The sequence below is a fragment of the Aquibium sp. ELW1220 genome (assembly GCF_030398385.1).
Taxonomy (GTDB): Bacteria; Pseudomonadota; Alphaproteobacteria; order Rhizobiales; family Rhizobiaceae; genus Aquibium.
On sequence record NZ_JAOAOQ010000050.1, the window covers coordinates 22873 to 37091 of the forward strand.

General features: G+C 69.0%; 15 protein-coding genes. 9 read left to right on the forward strand and 6 right to left on the reverse strand.

Features of this window, described 5'->3' with window-relative positions:
* Position 1 precedes the first annotated feature (1 nt).
* From N1F91_RS27225 to N1F91_RS27235, 3 genes are all read right to left on the reverse strand, one after another.
* The gene (locus tag N1F91_RS27225) at positions 2-583 is read right to left on the reverse strand and encodes a protein-S-isoprenylcysteine O-methyltransferase (protein ID WP_289996832.1); all 582 of its coding nucleotides are present in this window, start codon (positions 581-583) and stop codon (positions 2-4) included.
* Positions 583-1791 (reverse strand): lipase, encoded by a 1209-nt coding sequence (locus N1F91_RS27230; protein WP_289996833.1) that lies wholly within the window; start codon positions 1789-1791, stop codon positions 583-585. Before N1F91_RS27230 ends, N1F91_RS27225 begins: the two co-directional genes overlap by 1 nt.
* A 64-nt stretch (positions 1792-1855) precedes the next feature.
* Positions 1856-2794 (reverse strand): glycine--tRNA ligase subunit alpha, encoded by a 939-nt coding sequence (locus N1F91_RS27235; RefSeq protein WP_289996834.1) that lies wholly within the window; start codon positions 2792-2794, stop codon positions 1856-1858.
* A 197-nt stretch (positions 2795-2991) separates the two neighbouring features.
* Between N1F91_RS27235 and N1F91_RS27240 the strand changes: the two genes are divergently transcribed.
* Positions 2992-3309 carry a hypothetical protein gene (locus N1F91_RS27240; RefSeq protein ID WP_289996835.1) on the forward strand — a complete coding sequence of 106 codons (318 nt, stop codon included), beginning with the start codon at positions 2992-2994 and terminating at the stop codon, positions 3307-3309.
* 72 nt (positions 3310-3381) lie between these two features.
* On the opposite strand, the gene N1F91_RS27245 is transcribed toward N1F91_RS27240, so the two are convergent.
* Both N1F91_RS27245 and N1F91_RS27250 read right to left on the reverse strand, forming a co-directional pair.
* Positions 3382-5364 (reverse strand): tetratricopeptide repeat protein, encoded by a 1983-nt coding sequence (locus N1F91_RS27245; protein ID WP_289996836.1) that lies wholly within the window; start codon positions 5362-5364, stop codon positions 3382-3384.
* A 141-nt stretch (positions 5365-5505) separates the two neighbouring features.
* Positions 5506-6522: a polyprenyl synthetase family protein gene (locus N1F91_RS27250; RefSeq protein WP_289996837.1), complete on the reverse strand. Its 1017-nt coding sequence runs from the start codon at positions 6520-6522 to the stop codon at positions 5506-5508.
* 158 nt (positions 6523-6680) lie between these two features.
* On the opposite strand from N1F91_RS27250, the gene N1F91_RS27255 reads away from it, so the two are divergent.
* The 6 genes from N1F91_RS27255 (at position 6681) to moaB (ending at position 10380) form a co-directional block, all read left to right on the forward strand.
* Positions 6681-6905, forward strand: a complete 225-nt coding sequence (locus N1F91_RS27255; protein WP_289996838.1) for a DUF2007 domain-containing protein — start codon at positions 6681-6683, stop codon at positions 6903-6905.
* An 8-nt stretch (positions 6906-6913) separates the two neighbouring features.
* A complete protein-coding gene (locus N1F91_RS27260) occupies positions 6914-7693 on the forward strand; it encodes a methyltransferase (protein ID WP_289996839.1) in 780 nt (259 codons plus the stop codon).
* 93 nt (positions 7694-7786) lie between these two features.
* Complete coding sequence (locus tag N1F91_RS27265; protein ID WP_289996847.1) at positions 7787-8656, forward strand: S49 family peptidase; 870 nt, start codon at positions 7787-7789, stop codon at positions 8654-8656.
* 76 nt (positions 8657-8732) lie between these two features.
* Positions 8733-8918 carry a hypothetical protein gene (locus N1F91_RS27270; RefSeq protein ID WP_289996840.1) on the forward strand — a complete coding sequence of 62 codons (186 nt, stop codon included), beginning with the start codon at positions 8733-8735 and terminating at the stop codon, positions 8916-8918.
* Between the two features lie 29 nt (positions 8919-8947).
* Positions 8948-9823, forward strand: coding sequence for a 4-(cytidine 5'-diphospho)-2-C-methyl-D-erythritol kinase (locus N1F91_RS27275; RefSeq protein ID WP_289996841.1), 876 nt, complete (start codon positions 8948-8950; stop codon positions 9821-9823).
* Positions 9824-9825: 2 nt separating this feature from the next.
* On the forward strand, positions 9826-10380 hold the full coding sequence (gene moaB, locus N1F91_RS27280) for a molybdenum cofactor biosynthesis protein B (protein ID WP_289996848.1): 555 nt from the start codon (positions 9826-9828) through the stop codon (positions 10378-10380).
* A 125-nt stretch (positions 10381-10505) separates the two neighbouring features.
* On the opposite strand, the gene N1F91_RS27285 is transcribed toward moaB, so the two are convergent.
* Complete coding sequence (locus tag N1F91_RS27285) at positions 10506-11018, reverse strand: glycosyltransferase (protein ID WP_289996842.1); 513 nt, start codon at positions 11016-11018, stop codon at positions 10506-10508.
* Between the two features lie 139 nt (positions 11019-11157).
* On the opposite strand from N1F91_RS27285, the gene N1F91_RS27290 reads away from it, so the two are divergent.
* Positions 11158-12312, forward strand: coding sequence for a PA0069 family radical SAM protein (locus tag N1F91_RS27290; RefSeq protein ID WP_289996844.1), 1155 nt, complete (start codon positions 11158-11160; stop codon positions 12310-12312).
* 124 nt (positions 12313-12436) lie between these two features.
* Entirely contained in the window at positions 12437-13141 is a 705-nt protein-coding gene (locus tag N1F91_RS27295; RefSeq protein ID WP_289996845.1) for a ribonuclease HII, read from the forward strand.
* Positions 13142-14219: the final 1078 nt, after the last annotated feature.

The window sequence follows — 14219 nt, forward strand, 5'->3', positions numbered from 1 at the left end:
GTCAGAAGACACCCGGCAGCAGGCGTTTCGTGCGGGCGGCGTAGGCCTGGTATTCGGCGCCGAAGGCGGACCGCATCATCGCTTCCTCGCGGCCGGTGCGCAGCACGTAGAGCAGCGTCACGGCAAACAGCCCGCCCAGACCCGCGAACCAGTTGGCGACGAGCAGCGCCTGCATGATGCCCCACAGGAAGAAGGAGGCGTACATGGGGTGGCGGACATGGGCGTAGACGCCGCCGGTGACGAGCCTGTGGCCTTCGCGCAGCTCGAGGCTGACGGACCAGTTGCGTCCGAGGTCGCGGTGGCTGCGGCGGAAGAGCCAGAGGAAGGCGGCGCCCGCGGCGATGCCGAGGACGAGCGGCACGAGGCCCTGCGGCCGGTCGCCGATGCCCTGGAACAGGCCGAGCCGCCAGGCCACCGGCAGGACGGCCAGGCCGAAGACGCAATCGACGAGCAGCGCGATGTCGAGCGTGTCGCGGCGGTCGTCGCGGGTGCGCAGCTTGCGGGCGCGGCGCATCGCCGGCCAGCGCAGCGCGACCCAGCCGATCAGGAAGGCGAGCCAGACCCAGAAGGAAACGTCGCGCATCAGGCTCTCTCCTTCGGTGTGGCCGTCTTCGGTTCGCGGGGCACGAGGCTGCCCCGGATCGAAGCATGGATCGGATGCGGGCCGCAGCACATCATGAAGAAGTCGTAGCGGTAGCGCTTCGTGTTGGCCGAGATGAACTGGTAGTGCAGCCGGAAGACGTTGAAGCGGATGCGGCGGTAGAACGCCTTGTCGAGCATCGACTTGAAGCGAAGCCGCCGCACGAAGGGAAAGGGCTTTGCCCGAGGGTTCGGGATGCCGGCCAGCGCCAGGGGGTCGCAGCGGTAGAAATTGATGATGTCGGCGACCGCCTGGAAGTCGCCCCAGTCGACTCCGGGATGGGCGACGAGACCGCGCAGGCGTTCGCGGGAGCCGCGGGCGGCGGGGTGCAGCGTGATCTTGGGACCGGTGGAGCCGACGGTCATCAGCGTGAAGGCGGGCGCTTGCCCGCGCGCGGCGACCAGCGCGGCGTAGCGTGCCGCGACGTCGAGGATGATCGCGCCGCCGGTGGAATGGCCGACGAGGACCACCTCGTCGTGGCCACCCGCGCGGACGCGTTCGTCGATGGCACCGGCCCAGGTGGCGATGCGCGCCTCCATGGCGGGACGGTTGCCGCGCAGCCATTCGCGGCTGAAGGACCAGAGGTCCATCAGATGGAAGAGGAAATAGCGGCGCGCCAGCCGGCGGATCAGCAGGACCGCCAGCGCGGCGCCGAGGAGCGCGGCGAGCAGGCCGCCCCCCGGAACGGGAACGGCCTGTCCGGTGCGCCAGACGAGCCAGCCGAGCAGGACCGGTCCGACGATGCCGAGCATCGGATAGAGGAAATAGAGCGCGAAGCGCCAGTTGGCCGCAAAGAAGCGGAACATGGTGCCGGTGAAGACGTAGTCGAGAAAGGCCATGAGCCATCGGCCGAAGCGCACGGGGAGCGGCCGCGAGACGTCGGTCAGGACGATGTCGTCATAGTCGAGGAGCACGAAGTCGGTGCGCGTGGCGCGGCCGGCCTCGTCGCGGCAGTCGATCCGGGCGGAGGCGACGTGGCCGGCCTGGTCGAAGGCGACCGGGCCGATGGAAGCCTCGGCCGACCAGCAAGCGGCGAAGCGGGCGAGTTCCTTGCCGAGGCGCGAGAAGAAGCGCGTCGCATCGTTGCGCTCGTAGCCGCCGACGTGGAAGACGGCGCGGCGGGCGACGGATTCTACAAAGTCATCGGACATGGCTCTGGCGACATTCCCTGGTTCAAGCTGACCGCTGGCGGACCGTCTTCCACCGCGCCCGGCCTCAGGCCGCGAGGCCGCCCGCTTCCGTCTTGAGGAACGCCTCGCCGCAGGCCTTGGCCAGGTTGCGGACGCGCAGGATGTAGCTCTGGCGTTCGGTCACCGAGATGACGCCGCGCGCGTCGAGCAGGTTGAAGGCGTGGCTCGCCTTGATGCACTGGTCGTAGGCCGGCAGGACGACGCGGTGCAGGCCGCGGTTGTCGTTGTCGGCCGGCGCGCCGGCGGCAAGCAGCGCCTTGCACTCCTTCTCGGCGTCCTCGAAGTGGCGAAACAGGATCGCGGTGTCGGCGTGCTCGAAATTGTGCCGGGAGTATTCCTGCTCGGCCTGCAGGAAGACGTCGCCATAGGTGACCTTCTCGTCGCCGTCGCGGCCGTTGAAGTTGAGGTCGTAGACGTTGTCGACGCCCTGGACATACATGGCGAGGCGCTCGAGCCCGTAGGTGAGCTCACCGGCGACCGGGGCGCATTCGATGCCGCAGACCTGCTGGAAATAGGTGAACTGGGAGACTTCCATGCCGTCGCACCAGCACTCCCAGCCGAGCCCCCAGGCGCCGAGGGTGGGGCTTTCCCAGTCGTCCTCGACGAAGCGGATGTCGTGGCGCAGCGCGTCGATGCCGATCGCCTTCAGCGAGCCGAGGTAGAGCTCCTGGAGATTGGGCGGGTTCGGCTTCAGGATGACCTGATACTGGTAGTAGTGCTGCAGGCGGTTGGGATTCTCGCCGTAGCGGCCGTCCTTGGGGCGGCGCGAGGGCTGGACGTAGGCGGCCTTCCACGGACGCGGCCCGAGCGCCCGCAGCGTGGTGGCCGGATGAAAGGTGCCTGCGCCGACCTCCATGTCGTAGGGCTGCAGGATGACGCAGCCATACTCCGCCCAGTAGTTGTGGAGCGTGAGGATCAGCCCCTGGAAGGAGCGTTTCGGGTCGAGATAGGGGCTCGGGGTCACGTCGCGCCTTTCGGGATGGGGACGGTGGTCAGCCGGTCCTATTCCGGGCACCCGGCAGCGTCAAGGTTGCGGATGGGGGCGGAGAGGCGGCAATGCCGGGCTGGTCCATGGTGCGACCGATCAGGGTCCATTGCCCGGAGGCGTGCGGTCGCCTACATCCGCAGATGCGGCGGGGGCCGCGAACCTGGAGCGCTTCGATGTCGAGACGATTTCACCGACTGGCTTTCGCAGGGCTGCTGGCCGCGGCCGGCGCCATGATGGCGGCGGCACCGGCGGCCGCCAGCGAAAGATACCCGAATTCGGGCGGCGGCCGCGACATGGTCTCGGGCTATCTGTGCGTCGGAACCGACTGCGACACGCTGCGGCTGCCCGGCACGGACTGCCTGTGCACCAAGGACAATCCGGCGCAGATGGACTTCCGCAAGCTGGAACTCACCTGCGTCAGGAAAGAGAACCGCAAGTGGGTCGCCTGCCCGATCCAGCCGCGCCCGGGCGAAGTGATCCGCGGCAACTGAGGCCGCGTCCGCCGGGACAGGAGCCGCCGCGACCAGCCGCGACGGCGGGACGAACCCATGCGGTATCGCGCCTCAGGGCGTGGGCAGGACCAGTTCCTGGCCCGGGCGGATGGCATCCGCCCTGCCGCGCAGGCTCGGGTTGAGCCGGAGGATCTCGCGGAAGCGCTCGCCATCGCCGAGCTTTTCCACCGCGATGGACCACAGCGATTGTCCGGGCTGCACGACGAAGCGCGCGGGCTCGGCCGCGGGCACGGGCTTCGGCGCCGCCGCCTGCGGCATGACCACCTGCGGTATCTCGGCCTTCTGCTCTTCCCTGAGCGGGGCCTCGGCGGCGGGCAGGCCTTCCACCAGCTTGCGCTGCACGGAGGCGAGTACGGTGGCGTCGGGTTCCAGATCGCGGGCATGCGCCCACTGGAAGGTGGCCTCGAGGCGGCGGCCGACACGCCAGTAGGCGTCGCCCAGATGGTCGTTGAGGACGGCATCGTCCGGCTTCAGCGAGACGGCACGTTCGAGCTCGGTGACGGCCTCCTCGAAACGGCCGAGGCGGTAGTAGGCCCAGCCGAGCGAATCGACGATGTAGCCGTCGTTCGGGCGCAGTTCCACCGCGCGGCGGATGAGATCGAGCCCCTCCTCGAGGTTCATGCCCATGTCGACCCAGGAATAGCCGAGATAGTTCAGCACCTGGGGCTGGTCGGGGAAGAGTTCGAGCGCCTTGCGGAAGTTCGGCTCGGCCTTTTCCCACTCCTTCAGCCGCTCGTAGGCGATGCCGCGCTGGTAGAACAGGTTCCAGTCGGCGCGGGTCGGCTCGTCGATGCGCTGGAGGGCGCGGTCGTAGACGGTCGCCGCGTCGCGGTACTCTTCCTTGGCGGCATGGACGCTGCCGAGCGCCAGATAGGCGCGCATGTCGTCCGGGTCCTGCTCGATCAGCGCCTGGAGATGCGTCTTCGCCTCGTCACGGCGGTCGAGATCGGAGAGGTTCAGCGCGAGCTGGAGTTCGGCGATGCGCTTCAGCGGCGAGGCGGCCGGCACGTCCTCATAGAAGGCGATCGCCTCCTCCGGCCGGTTCTGCAGTTCGGCCACCTGGCCGAGTTGCACCAGAACGCCATCGAGATGCGGCGCGAGCGCGCGCGCATATTGCAGATAGAGACGCACGAAGGACTCGCCGCCGCCGCGGTTCAGCGCGGCGCCGAGATTGTAGAGCGCCTCGGCGGCGCCGTCGGCGGTCGAGGCGATCAGCGGCTCGACGGGGCCGCCCGCTTCGATGGTTTCGCGCAGCATGACGATGGACGGGCGGTTGGCGGCGAAGGCATCGGCCTGGTCGAGAACGGCGAGCGCCTCGGCCTTGCTGCCGGCGCGGGCCAGCATGCGGGCATATCCCTCGGCAGCGCGCAGGTAGGTCTCGGGCGCGGCTGCGCCCGCGGCCTGGTTCGCCACCGTTTCCTCGTAGGCGGCGGCGGCGACGTCGCGCATGCCCGCGGCTTCCGCGATCAGGGCGCGATGGTAGCCCTTGAACAGCGTATACCATTCGGGGCCCTGCAGTTCGGCAAGCTTGTCCAGCGCGAACTGGGCGTTGCCCTGGCCGTAATTGGCCCAGCCGGACATCAGCCCGACGATCAGGCGGTCGAGATCGGAGGCGAGCGCGAGCTTGAGCAGGTTCTCGGCCGCGACGTGATCCTTCTTGCGGAAGGCATCGACGGCGAGCGCGAGGCGCGAGAAACGCTCGACCTCCGGCACCGTCTTCAGCTTTTCGGCATACGGCAGCGCGCGGTCGAAATGTCCGCGGGCGATCAAGGTGAGCAGGATGCTCTGCTGGATCGCGAGATTGTCGCGATCGAAATCGAGCGCCCGCTCGTAATAGGCGATCGCGGCATCGAAGTCGTTGTCCGTCTCTGCCGTCCGGGCGGCCAGGACCGCCCCCGAGAACGAGCCGACCCGCACGAAGGTCTGCGACGCGGCCGCGCCGGCGTCCTGCGAGGCGAACGCGGCGCTGCCGCCGAGTGCGCAAGCCACGGCCATCGCGGACGCGATCAGCCGACCTCTACCAAAACGCTGCATGCTTTCCCTTCCTGCGCATCGCGCCAGACCGGATTCGCCATGAACGACGAGCATGGCCTTTTTGGGGTCGCACTTCAATGCGAGACCCGATCACCACGCCGAGAGGAGACGGATGCGGCGCAGCAGGCGACGCAAAAGCGCTCAATTCACCCGGCTGATGCAGAAGTCGATGACTTCCAGCAGCGCGTCGCGCTGCGGCGTGTCGCCGAGCGGCGCCAGCGCGTCGGCGGCGATGTTGCCGAAATGGCGGGCGCGGCTGATGGTCTCACCGATGGCGTTGTAGCGCGACATCAGGCCCATCGCCTTCTCCAGCGCCGCATCGTCGTTGACGCCATCCTCGATCGCGGTCTTCCAGAAGGCGCGCTCGGTCGCGGTGCCGCGACGGTAGCTCAGGATGACGGGCAGCGTGACCTTGCCTTCGCGGAAGTCGTCGCCGGTGTTCTTGCCGAGGTCGCGGGCATTGCCGCCATAGTCGAGCGCATCGTCGATGAGCTGGAAGGCGAGGCCGAGATTGGTGCCGTAGGAGCGCAGCGCCGCCTGCTCGGAGCGACCGGCCTGGGCGATCACCGGCCCGACCTCGGCCGCGGCGGAAAAGAGCGCGGCGGTCTTGGCCTTGATGACGGCGAGATATTCGTCCTCGGTGGTCTCGAGGTTCTTGGCGGCGGCAAGCTGCCAGACCTCGCCCTCGGCGATGACGGAGGCGGCGGTCGCCAGAATCTCCAGCGCCTTCAGCGATCCGACCTCGACCATCATGCGGAAGGCCTGACCGAGCAGGAAATCGCCGACGAGCACGCTCGCCTGGTTGCCCCAGACCATGCGTGCCGTCTGCTTGCCGCGGCGCATGTCGCTCTCGTCGACGACGTCGTCGTGCAGCAGCGTGGCGGTGTGCATGAACTCGACGCTGGTGGCGAGCTTGACGTGGCCGTCGCCCGCATAGCCGAACATGCGCGCGGCCGCGAGCGTCACCATGGGGCGCAGGCGCTTGCCGCCCGACGAGATCAGGTGGTTGGCGATTTCGGGGATCATCTCGACGTCGGAGCCGGCCTTCGACAGGATCAGCTCGTTGACGCGCGCCATGTCGGCGGCGGTCAGATCGACCAGCGGCTTGATCGACGCCTGGCCCTTCTTGCCTTCATCGAGTGAAACGACGACGCCCACTGAAGCTTCTCCATTCCATCGCCGTCCCGGCGTATCCGTCCCCTGCCCTCAAGTATGGCGCGGCAAACGCCGGTCTCAAGGGGTGAACGGGCGGCCAGGCCGCCGGAAGCGAGCAATATAAGTTTACAGTGCGCGGTCAAGCTGCGAACGTCGGAAACATGATCGAACTCGTACGCACCAACGATCCCGTCACCATATCCTACATCGAGGCGCTGTTGCGGGACGCCGGCATCGCGCATTTCGTCGCGGACCAGAACATGAGCATCATGGAAGGATCGCTCGGCGTGCTGCCGCGCCGCGTCATGGTGATCGAGGACGATGTCGACCGGGCGCGGCGCCTGCTGACGGATGCCGGCTTCGGCGACGAGATGCGAACCGGCTGACAAGGGCCATGAGCGCGACGGCTGCCGAGGCGAGCATCGACGCGTTCCACCGCGGCCGTTTCTTCCTGGCGCAGCCGCTGCACGGGGGCCATCGGGCCGGGATGGACGCCATGATGCTGGCGGCCGCCGTGCCGTCGGACTTTCGCGGGCTTGCAGCCGACCTCGGCTCCGGCGCGGGCGGGGCGGGCCTGGCGGTGCTGGCGCGATGTCTTCAGGCGCGGGCGCTGCTGGTGGAGCGCGAGCCGGCGATGGCGGCGTTCGCGCGGCTGACGCTGGCGCTGGAGGCGAATGCGGACCTCGCCGCGCGGGCGTCGCTGCTGGTGGCGGACGTATCCCTTGCCGGCCGGGCGCGCATGGAAGCGGGGCTGGCCGACCGCAGCGTCGACCTCGCCATCATGAACCCGCCCTTCAACGAAGCCCGCGACCGCCAGACGCCGGACGGGCTGAGGAAGGCGGCGCATGTGATGGACGAGGGGCTGCTGGAGCGCTGGATCCGCACGGCGGCGGCGATCGTGAAGCCCTCGGGCACGATCGCGCTGATCGCGCGGCCGCAATCGCTTTCGGAAATCCTCGACGCGATGGCCGGACGCTTCGGCGCGCTCGATGTCAAGCCGATCCATCCGCGGCCGGACGCCGACGCGATCCGCGTGGTGGTGCGGGGCCTGCGCGGCTCGCGCAGGGCAATGAGGCTCGCTGCACCGCTGGTCCTGCACGAGGCGGACGGCAACCGCTTCACCGCAGAGGCCGACGCGATCTGCAACGGCCTTGCGTCGCTGTTTCGCGATTGAAAGGCCGAAAATCGGCCCTGCGGAAGCAGCCGGGATTGCGCGCGGCCCTCGATTTCCTACATGCCTTTCAAGACCCACCTTGCAAGGCCCGCCGTGACCCGCTTCTTCCACCGCTTCCTTCCGAAATCCATGCGCAGCAACGCGGTGACGATCCCCGTCATCCGGCTGCACGGGACGATCATGTCGGGCGGCGGGCAGTTTCGCCAGCCGCTGTCGCTGGCCAGCACCGCCGGGGTGATCGAAAAGGCGTTCTCGTTCAAGGACGCGCCGGCCGTGGCCATCTCGGTCAATTCGCCGGGCGGTTCGCCGGTGCAGTCGCGGCTGATCTACCGCCGCATCCGCGACCTGGCGAAGGAGAAGAACAAGACGGTCCTCGTCTTCGTCGAGGACGTCGCGGCCTCGGGCGGATACATGATCGCGGTGGCGGGCGACGAGATCATCGCCGACCCTTCCTCCATCGTCGGGTCGATCGGCGTGGTGTCGGCCGGCTTCGGCTTCACGGAACTGCTGGAGAAGATCGGCGTGGAGCGGCGCCTGCACACGGCGGGCCGGAACAAGGCGACGCTCGACCCCTTCTCGCCCGAGCGGCCGGAGGACGTGGAGCACCTGAAGGCGCTGCAGCTCGAGGTGCACCAGACCTTCATCGATCTGGTGAAGGAACGGCGCGCCGGCAAGCTTGCGGACAGCGAGGACCTGTTCACCGGGCTGTTCTGGTCCGGCATCAGCGGCAAGGCGCTCGGGCTGATCGACCATCTCGGCGACATGCGCAGCTTCCTGAAGACTCGCTACGGCGAAAAGACGCAGCTGCGGCTCGTGACGGCCCCGCGCGGCCTGTTCGGCCGGCGGCTCGGGCTGTTTGGATCGTCCGCCGGTGCGGCGACCGAGGAAATCGCGTCGCGCGCGGCGCACGGACTGGCCGATGCGGCGATGGAACGCGCGCTCTGGGCGCGCTACGGCTTGTAGGCGGCGCGGGTTCGCCGCATGATCGAGACGCCTGCCGGGGCGGGGTGTGCCGGCCTTGCTGGAGGAGCAGAACGACATGCCGCAGCTGATCTTCTTCGCCGTCGTCGCGGCGGTCGGCTATTTCGGATACCGGGCCTTCCTGAAGGAGGCCGAACGGGTTTCGGCCCGCGTGAGGCGGGCTGAGAACGAGACCCGCAGCGGCGCCAACGGGACGCTGGTGAAGGATCCGGAGACCGGCGAGTACCGTCTCGCGAAGGACTGACGTCGCATCAACGGACCGCCGGCAGGACCATGACACACAGGATCGCCGTGCTGGCGCCGGCGAAGATCAATCTGGCGCTGCACGTCACGGGCCGGCGCGCCGACGGCTACCATCTGCTCGAATCGGTGGTGGTGTTCGCGCAGTACGGCGACACGCTGACGGTCGAGGCCGCGGAGGCGGACGCGTTTTCGATAAGCGGCCCGCATGGCGCGGGCCTGCCGGCCGACGGTTCCAACCTGGTGGTTGCCGCGCGCGACCGCCTGAGGGCGGCGAATCCGGCAGAAACGGAGGCGCCGGTGGCGATCCATCTCGACAAGCGCCTGCCCGTCGCCGCGGGCGTCGGCGGCGGATCGAGCGACGCGGCGGCCGCCCTGCGCGGGCTGGCCAAGGTCTGGGACATCGACACGGCCTCGCCCGAGATCGCCGGCATCGCGGCCGGTCTCGGCGCCGACGTGCCGATGTGTCTCGACGGGCGGGCGCTGGTGGCGCGCGGCATCGGCCATGATCTGCAGCCGCTGCGCGCGTGGCCGGCCTTCGACGTCGTGCTGGTCAATCCCGGCGTGGCGGTCCCGACGCCGGCGGTCTTCGGTCGACTGGACAGGCGCGACAACCCGCCGCTGCCGCCCCTGCCCGACCGGCCGGATCATGCTGCCGCGCTTGCGTTCCTGGCCGCCGCGCGCAACGATCTGGAGGCGCCGGCCCTGGCGCTCGCGCGGGAGATCGGCGACGCGCTCGATGCGCTCCGCTCGACCGGTGCCGGCCTTGCGCGGATGTCGGGCTCGGGCGCGACGTGCTTCGGAATCTTCGACGACGCAGACGCGGCGCAGGCTGCGGCGGCACGCATCCGGTCGGACAGGCCGGGCTGGTTCGTCGAGGCCACACGGACGAATGGAGTAGGAGCATGAGCCTGGAACGACTGGACGAGAGCCGACCCTTCATCCCCGTGGGGATAGCGGTGCTGACGGTCTCCGACACGCGCTCGCTCGACGAGGACAAGTCGGGGCGGACGCTGGCGGAACGCATCGGCGACGCCGGGCACCGGCTGGCGCATCGCGCGATCGTGACCGACGATGTCGAGCAGATCCGCGGCGCGGTGCTGGGCTGGTGCAACGATCCGGCGGTCGACGTGGTGATCACCACCGGCGGGACCGGCTTCACCGGCCGCGACGTGACGCCGGAGGCGCTGGAGCCGCTTTTCGAGAAGCGGATGGACGGCTTCTCGGAGGTGTTCCACCGGATTTCCTACGACAAGATCGGCACTTCGACGATCCAGAGCCGGGCCACGGCCGGGCTGATTGCCCAGACCTTCGTCTTCGTGCTGCCGGGCTCGCCCGGCGCCTGCCGCGACGCCTGGGACGGCATCCTGAAGGGCCAGCTCGACTATCGTCACATGCCGTGCAATTTCGTGGAGATCATGCCGCGGCTGGACGAGCATCTGCGGCGCGGCGGCATCGTCGTGTGAGAGGTCCGGCGCTGCCTTCGCGCCTCAGAGCGTGTGAATCAATCGAGGATGCGAAAGAATGCCCGCTGAAATCCTTTAGATTTTTGGCTTAAGCCGCGGGGAAACGGGCATTCTTTCACATCCTCTCAGGCCTTCTCGCGCCGCGCGGGCATGATCTCGGCGCCGATGCGGCGGCTGGACAGGCGCCTTGCCAACGCCTCCGCTTCGTCGCCCGGCTTCAGCTTCGCCAGCGCCTGGCGCTTGGAGACGAGCAGGCCTTCGGACAGCGGACGGCTGCGCGTCATCATGCGGGCGAGAAAGCCGCTGTCGGGCGCGCGGGCGCGCAGGAAACGGGCGGGTGTGGTGGCGTGGCCGACATGGGCGAACACGGCCTCGACCCAGCCCTCCGACAGCCGCGCGCCCGGCTCGACGAAGAGGAGCCAGTCGCCCTTGGCGCGGCGAACGCCGCCGAGCAGATCGCCGGACGGGATCATGACGCAGCCGGCATGGTCGGCCACCGCCGCGGTCTGGTCCGTCGAGCCCCGGTCATGGACCAGCACCTCACGGACGACGCCTTCGACCGCGCCCGACACGAGGGACGCGAGCGTCCGCGCGAGTGCGTCCTGGTGGTTGCGGGTCTCGATCATCACCGACAGCATGCCATGGCATAATCCAAACGCTGGCTAAATGCCAGTGTTGCAGCGCAGCATGGTTATGTTCTTGCTTCGTTCTCATTCCTGCGATAGGAATAGTTTCATCAGAGCGGCGATTCTCCCGGCGCCGTACGGAGCATGAGACATGGAACAGATCGCACGCGCGGACATTGCCGCCTTTGCAAGCGGAGATTCCGGTTTGGCCAATGCGATGATCGAGCAGAGCGGCGTGCGGGTCGGCGAACGGCGCCGGCGCGGCCGCGCGGCGGGCATCAACCCGTCGGGCCGGTTCGAGGCGCTGCGCCGCGACGTCTTCGACGACGGCTGGGACACGATCGAGGACCTGCCGCCGTTCAAGACCGAGGTGCAGACGGAAAAGCCGCGGACGATCATCACCCGCAACGAATCGCCCGACATCTCCTTCGACCGCTCGATCAACCCCTACCGCGGCTGCGAGCATGGCTGCGTCTACTGCTTCGCGCGGCCGACGCATGGCTACATGGGGCTTTCGGCGGGAATCGACTTCGAGTCCAAGCTGTTCGCCAAGCCGGACGCGGCGAAGCTGCTCGAGCGGGAGCTCGCCAAGGACGGCTACCAGCCGAAGACGATCGCCATCGGCACCAACACCGATCCCTACCAGCCGATCGAGAAGCGCTACGGCATCATGCGCCAGATCCTCGAGGTGCTGGAGGCGCACAACCACCCCGTCGGCATCGTGACCAAGTCGGCGCTGGTGGCGCGCGACATCGATATCCTCGGTCGCATGGCCGAGAAGGGGCTGGCCAAGGTGGCGCTGTCGGTGACGACGCTCGACCGGCGGCTGGCGCGGGCGATGGAGCCGCGCGCGGCGACGCCGACCCGGCGGCTGGAGGCGATGAAGGCGCTGTCGGAGGCCGGCATCCCGGTCTCGGTGATGGTGGCGCCGGTGATTCCGGGCCTCACCGATCACGAGGTCGAGCGGATCCTCGATTCCGCGCATTCGGTCGGCGCGCGCGAGGCGGGCTACATCATCCTGCGGCTGCCGCTGGAAGTGAGCCCGATCTTCAAGGACTGGCTGCTGCGGCACTATCCCGACAGCTACCGGCACGTGCTCTCGCTGGTGCGCTCGATGCGCGACGGCAAGGACTATGATGCGACCTGGGGCGCGCGCATGAAGGGTGCTGGTCCCTATGCCTGGCAGATCGGGCGGCGGTTCCAGATCACGGCGCGCCGCCTCGGGCTGAACCAGAACAAGCGCGTGCTGCGGACCGACCTGTTCAAGCCGCCGGCCCGCGCCGGCGAACAGCTCTCGCTGCTCTGAGGCCACACGACCGACCTCCTCTTTCCGCCCGGCCGCTTCGTCCCGGCCGGACGGCGCCCGCCCTGTTTGCCCCGACCGGGTCGGCCTTGCGGAGGGCCGGAAGCTCTGCGACCATCGCCGCACCATGAGTCGCCAGCTTTCCGGTCCTCCGCTCCTCTTCGACATGCCGCTCGCGCCCGACTTCTCGATCGAGAAGCGGCTGATCGCACGCGGCGCCGGACCCGTCTGCGGCATCGACGAGGCCGGCCGGGGACCGCTGGCCGGGCCCGTGGTGGCGGCGGCGGTGATCCTCGACCCGCGGCGGATTCCCAAGGGGCTGGACGATTCCAAACGGCTGAAGGCGGCCGAGCGCGAGCGGCTCTGCGAGGAGATCGTGCGGACCGCGACCGCCGTCGCGGTCGCGTCGGTGGCGGCAAACGGCATCGACACGATCAACATCCTGCGGGCGAGCCTGGAAGCCATGCGGCGCGCCGCGACGCTTCTGTGCGTGGTGCCCGGTCATGCGCTGATCGACGGGCGCGACGTCCCGCCCGGCCTGCCCTGCCCGGCGCAGGCGCTGGTCAAGGGAGACCAGCGGTCGCAGTCGATCGCCGCCGCCTCGATCGTCGCCAAGGTGACGCGCGACCGGATGATGGCGCGCTGCGCGACGGTGCATCCGGCCTACGGGTTCGAGCTGCACATGGGCTATGCGACCGCGCGCCACCGGTCCGCGATCGTCGAGGCCGGCGCCGTGACACGCATCCACCGCATGAGCTTCGCGCCGCTGAAGGCCGGGGCGGTCGATGTCGAGATGGTCGAGGCAGGCCTGCTGGCGGCGCAGGCGGGCTGACCGGGGCGCGGGCTGCGGAAGGCCGCGGCGCGGCCGCCGCGTTCATCTCCACCCCCGCGACATGGGAGGAGGTGGCGAGCGGAGGGACCCTGGCCGGATCATCCTCAGGTGTCGCGGGTCGGCATGGTTGCGAGGACGGACGCCGCCGTTTTTTCGTCGTCGCGCCCTTCGGCGACCGCCGGGAGGAAATGCGGGGACAGTTTACTTAATTCGGCAGGTTTCCACGCAATCTACAGTCGTTCCCAACCCGAATTAAGTAAATTGTCCCCGTATTTCCGGCGCGCGAGACGCCGCGGCCTTTCTTCGTCGTCCCGCCCTTCGACGAGCGCCGAGGCATGGATCCCGGGTCTGCGCCTTCGCTTCGCTCCGGCTTCGCCCGGGATGACGAATGTGAGGGTGCGCCGGAGTGGGTGAAGCGGGGCGCCGCAGCGGGTGAAGTGGACGGACCCGACGCCTCTTCAATCGATCCGGTGCAGGAAGACACGCCGCCGCTGCCTGCGCCATGCCCCCTCCCTCACCGTCCCAGGCTGCGCCCGGGCCACCTCTCCCCCATGGTCATGGGGGCGAGGAAAGGCGCGCCGCCGCCGCGCGTCCTCCTAATCTTCGTCATCTTGGCGACGCCTCTGCGGGCGGTCCGGTGCCGGAAGACACGCCGGCGCTGCCTGCGCCATTCCCCCTCACCGTCCCGGGCTGCGCCCGGGCCACCTCTCCCCCATGGTCATGGGGGCGAGGAAAGGCGCGCCGCCGCCGCGCATCCTTCGCCATCTTCGTCATCCTGGACCGCGGAGCGGAGCGAGGCGGCGCGGATCCGGGATCCATCCCGAGTTGTCGGCGGCAAGCGTGACGGCGCCGGAGAGTCCCGGGCACCGCCGCCCTTTTCGCCGTCGTGCCCTTCGACGACCGCCGGGAGGACATGCGGGGACAGTTTTACCCCGACTCCCCGAACCCCCGAAGAAGTGGCGTTGACGATCGTCCCGCGAGCGATTCTGCTGGGTGCATGATTCGCGGTGGTTTTCTGTCGAAGGACGGGCGTGCCCATCTCGAGGCGCTGATGCGGCGTCCGAACGAGAAGCATGGC

What these genes read in the sequence shown, in the direction of transcription:
- N1F91_RS27245 (WP_289996836.1), bottom strand. Translation starts at nt 5,364, where the DNA reads ATGCAGCGTTTTGGTAGAGGTCGGCTGATCGCGTCCGCGATGGCCGTG.
- N1F91_RS27260 (WP_289996839.1), top strand. Translation starts at nt 6,914, where the DNA reads ATGAGCGCGACGGCTGCCGAGGCGAGCATCGACGCGTTCCACCGCGGC.
- N1F91_RS27255 (WP_289996838.1), top strand. Translation starts at nt 6,681, where the DNA reads ATGATCGAACTCGTACGCACCAACGATCCCGTCACCATATCCTACATC.
- N1F91_RS27290 (WP_289996844.1), top strand. Translation starts at nt 11,158, where the DNA reads ATGGAACAGATCGCACGCGCGGACATTGCCGCCTTTGCAAGCGGAGAT.
- N1F91_RS27275 (WP_289996841.1), top strand. Translation starts at nt 8,948, where the DNA reads ATGACACACAGGATCGCCGTGCTGGCGCCGGCGAAGATCAATCTGGCG.
- N1F91_RS27230 (WP_289996833.1), bottom strand. Translation starts at nt 1,791, where the DNA reads ATGTCCGATGACTTTGTAGAATCCGTCGCCCGCCGCGCCGTCTTCCAC.
- N1F91_RS27270 (WP_289996840.1), top strand. Translation starts at nt 8,733, where the DNA reads ATGCCGCAGCTGATCTTCTTCGCCGTCGTCGCGGCGGTCGGCTATTTC.
- N1F91_RS27295 (WP_289996845.1), top strand. Translation starts at nt 12,437, where the DNA reads ATGAGTCGCCAGCTTTCCGGTCCTCCGCTCCTCTTCGACATGCCGCTC.
- N1F91_RS27285 (WP_289996842.1), bottom strand. Translation starts at nt 11,018, where the DNA reads ATGCTGTCGGTGATGATCGAGACCCGCAACCACCAGGACGCACTCGCG.
- N1F91_RS27240 (WP_289996835.1), top strand. Translation starts at nt 2,992, where the DNA reads ATGTCGAGACGATTTCACCGACTGGCTTTCGCAGGGCTGCTGGCCGCG.
- N1F91_RS27225 (WP_289996832.1), bottom strand. Translation starts at nt 583, where the DNA reads ATGCGCGACGTTTCCTTCTGGGTCTGGCTCGCCTTCCTGATCGGCTGG.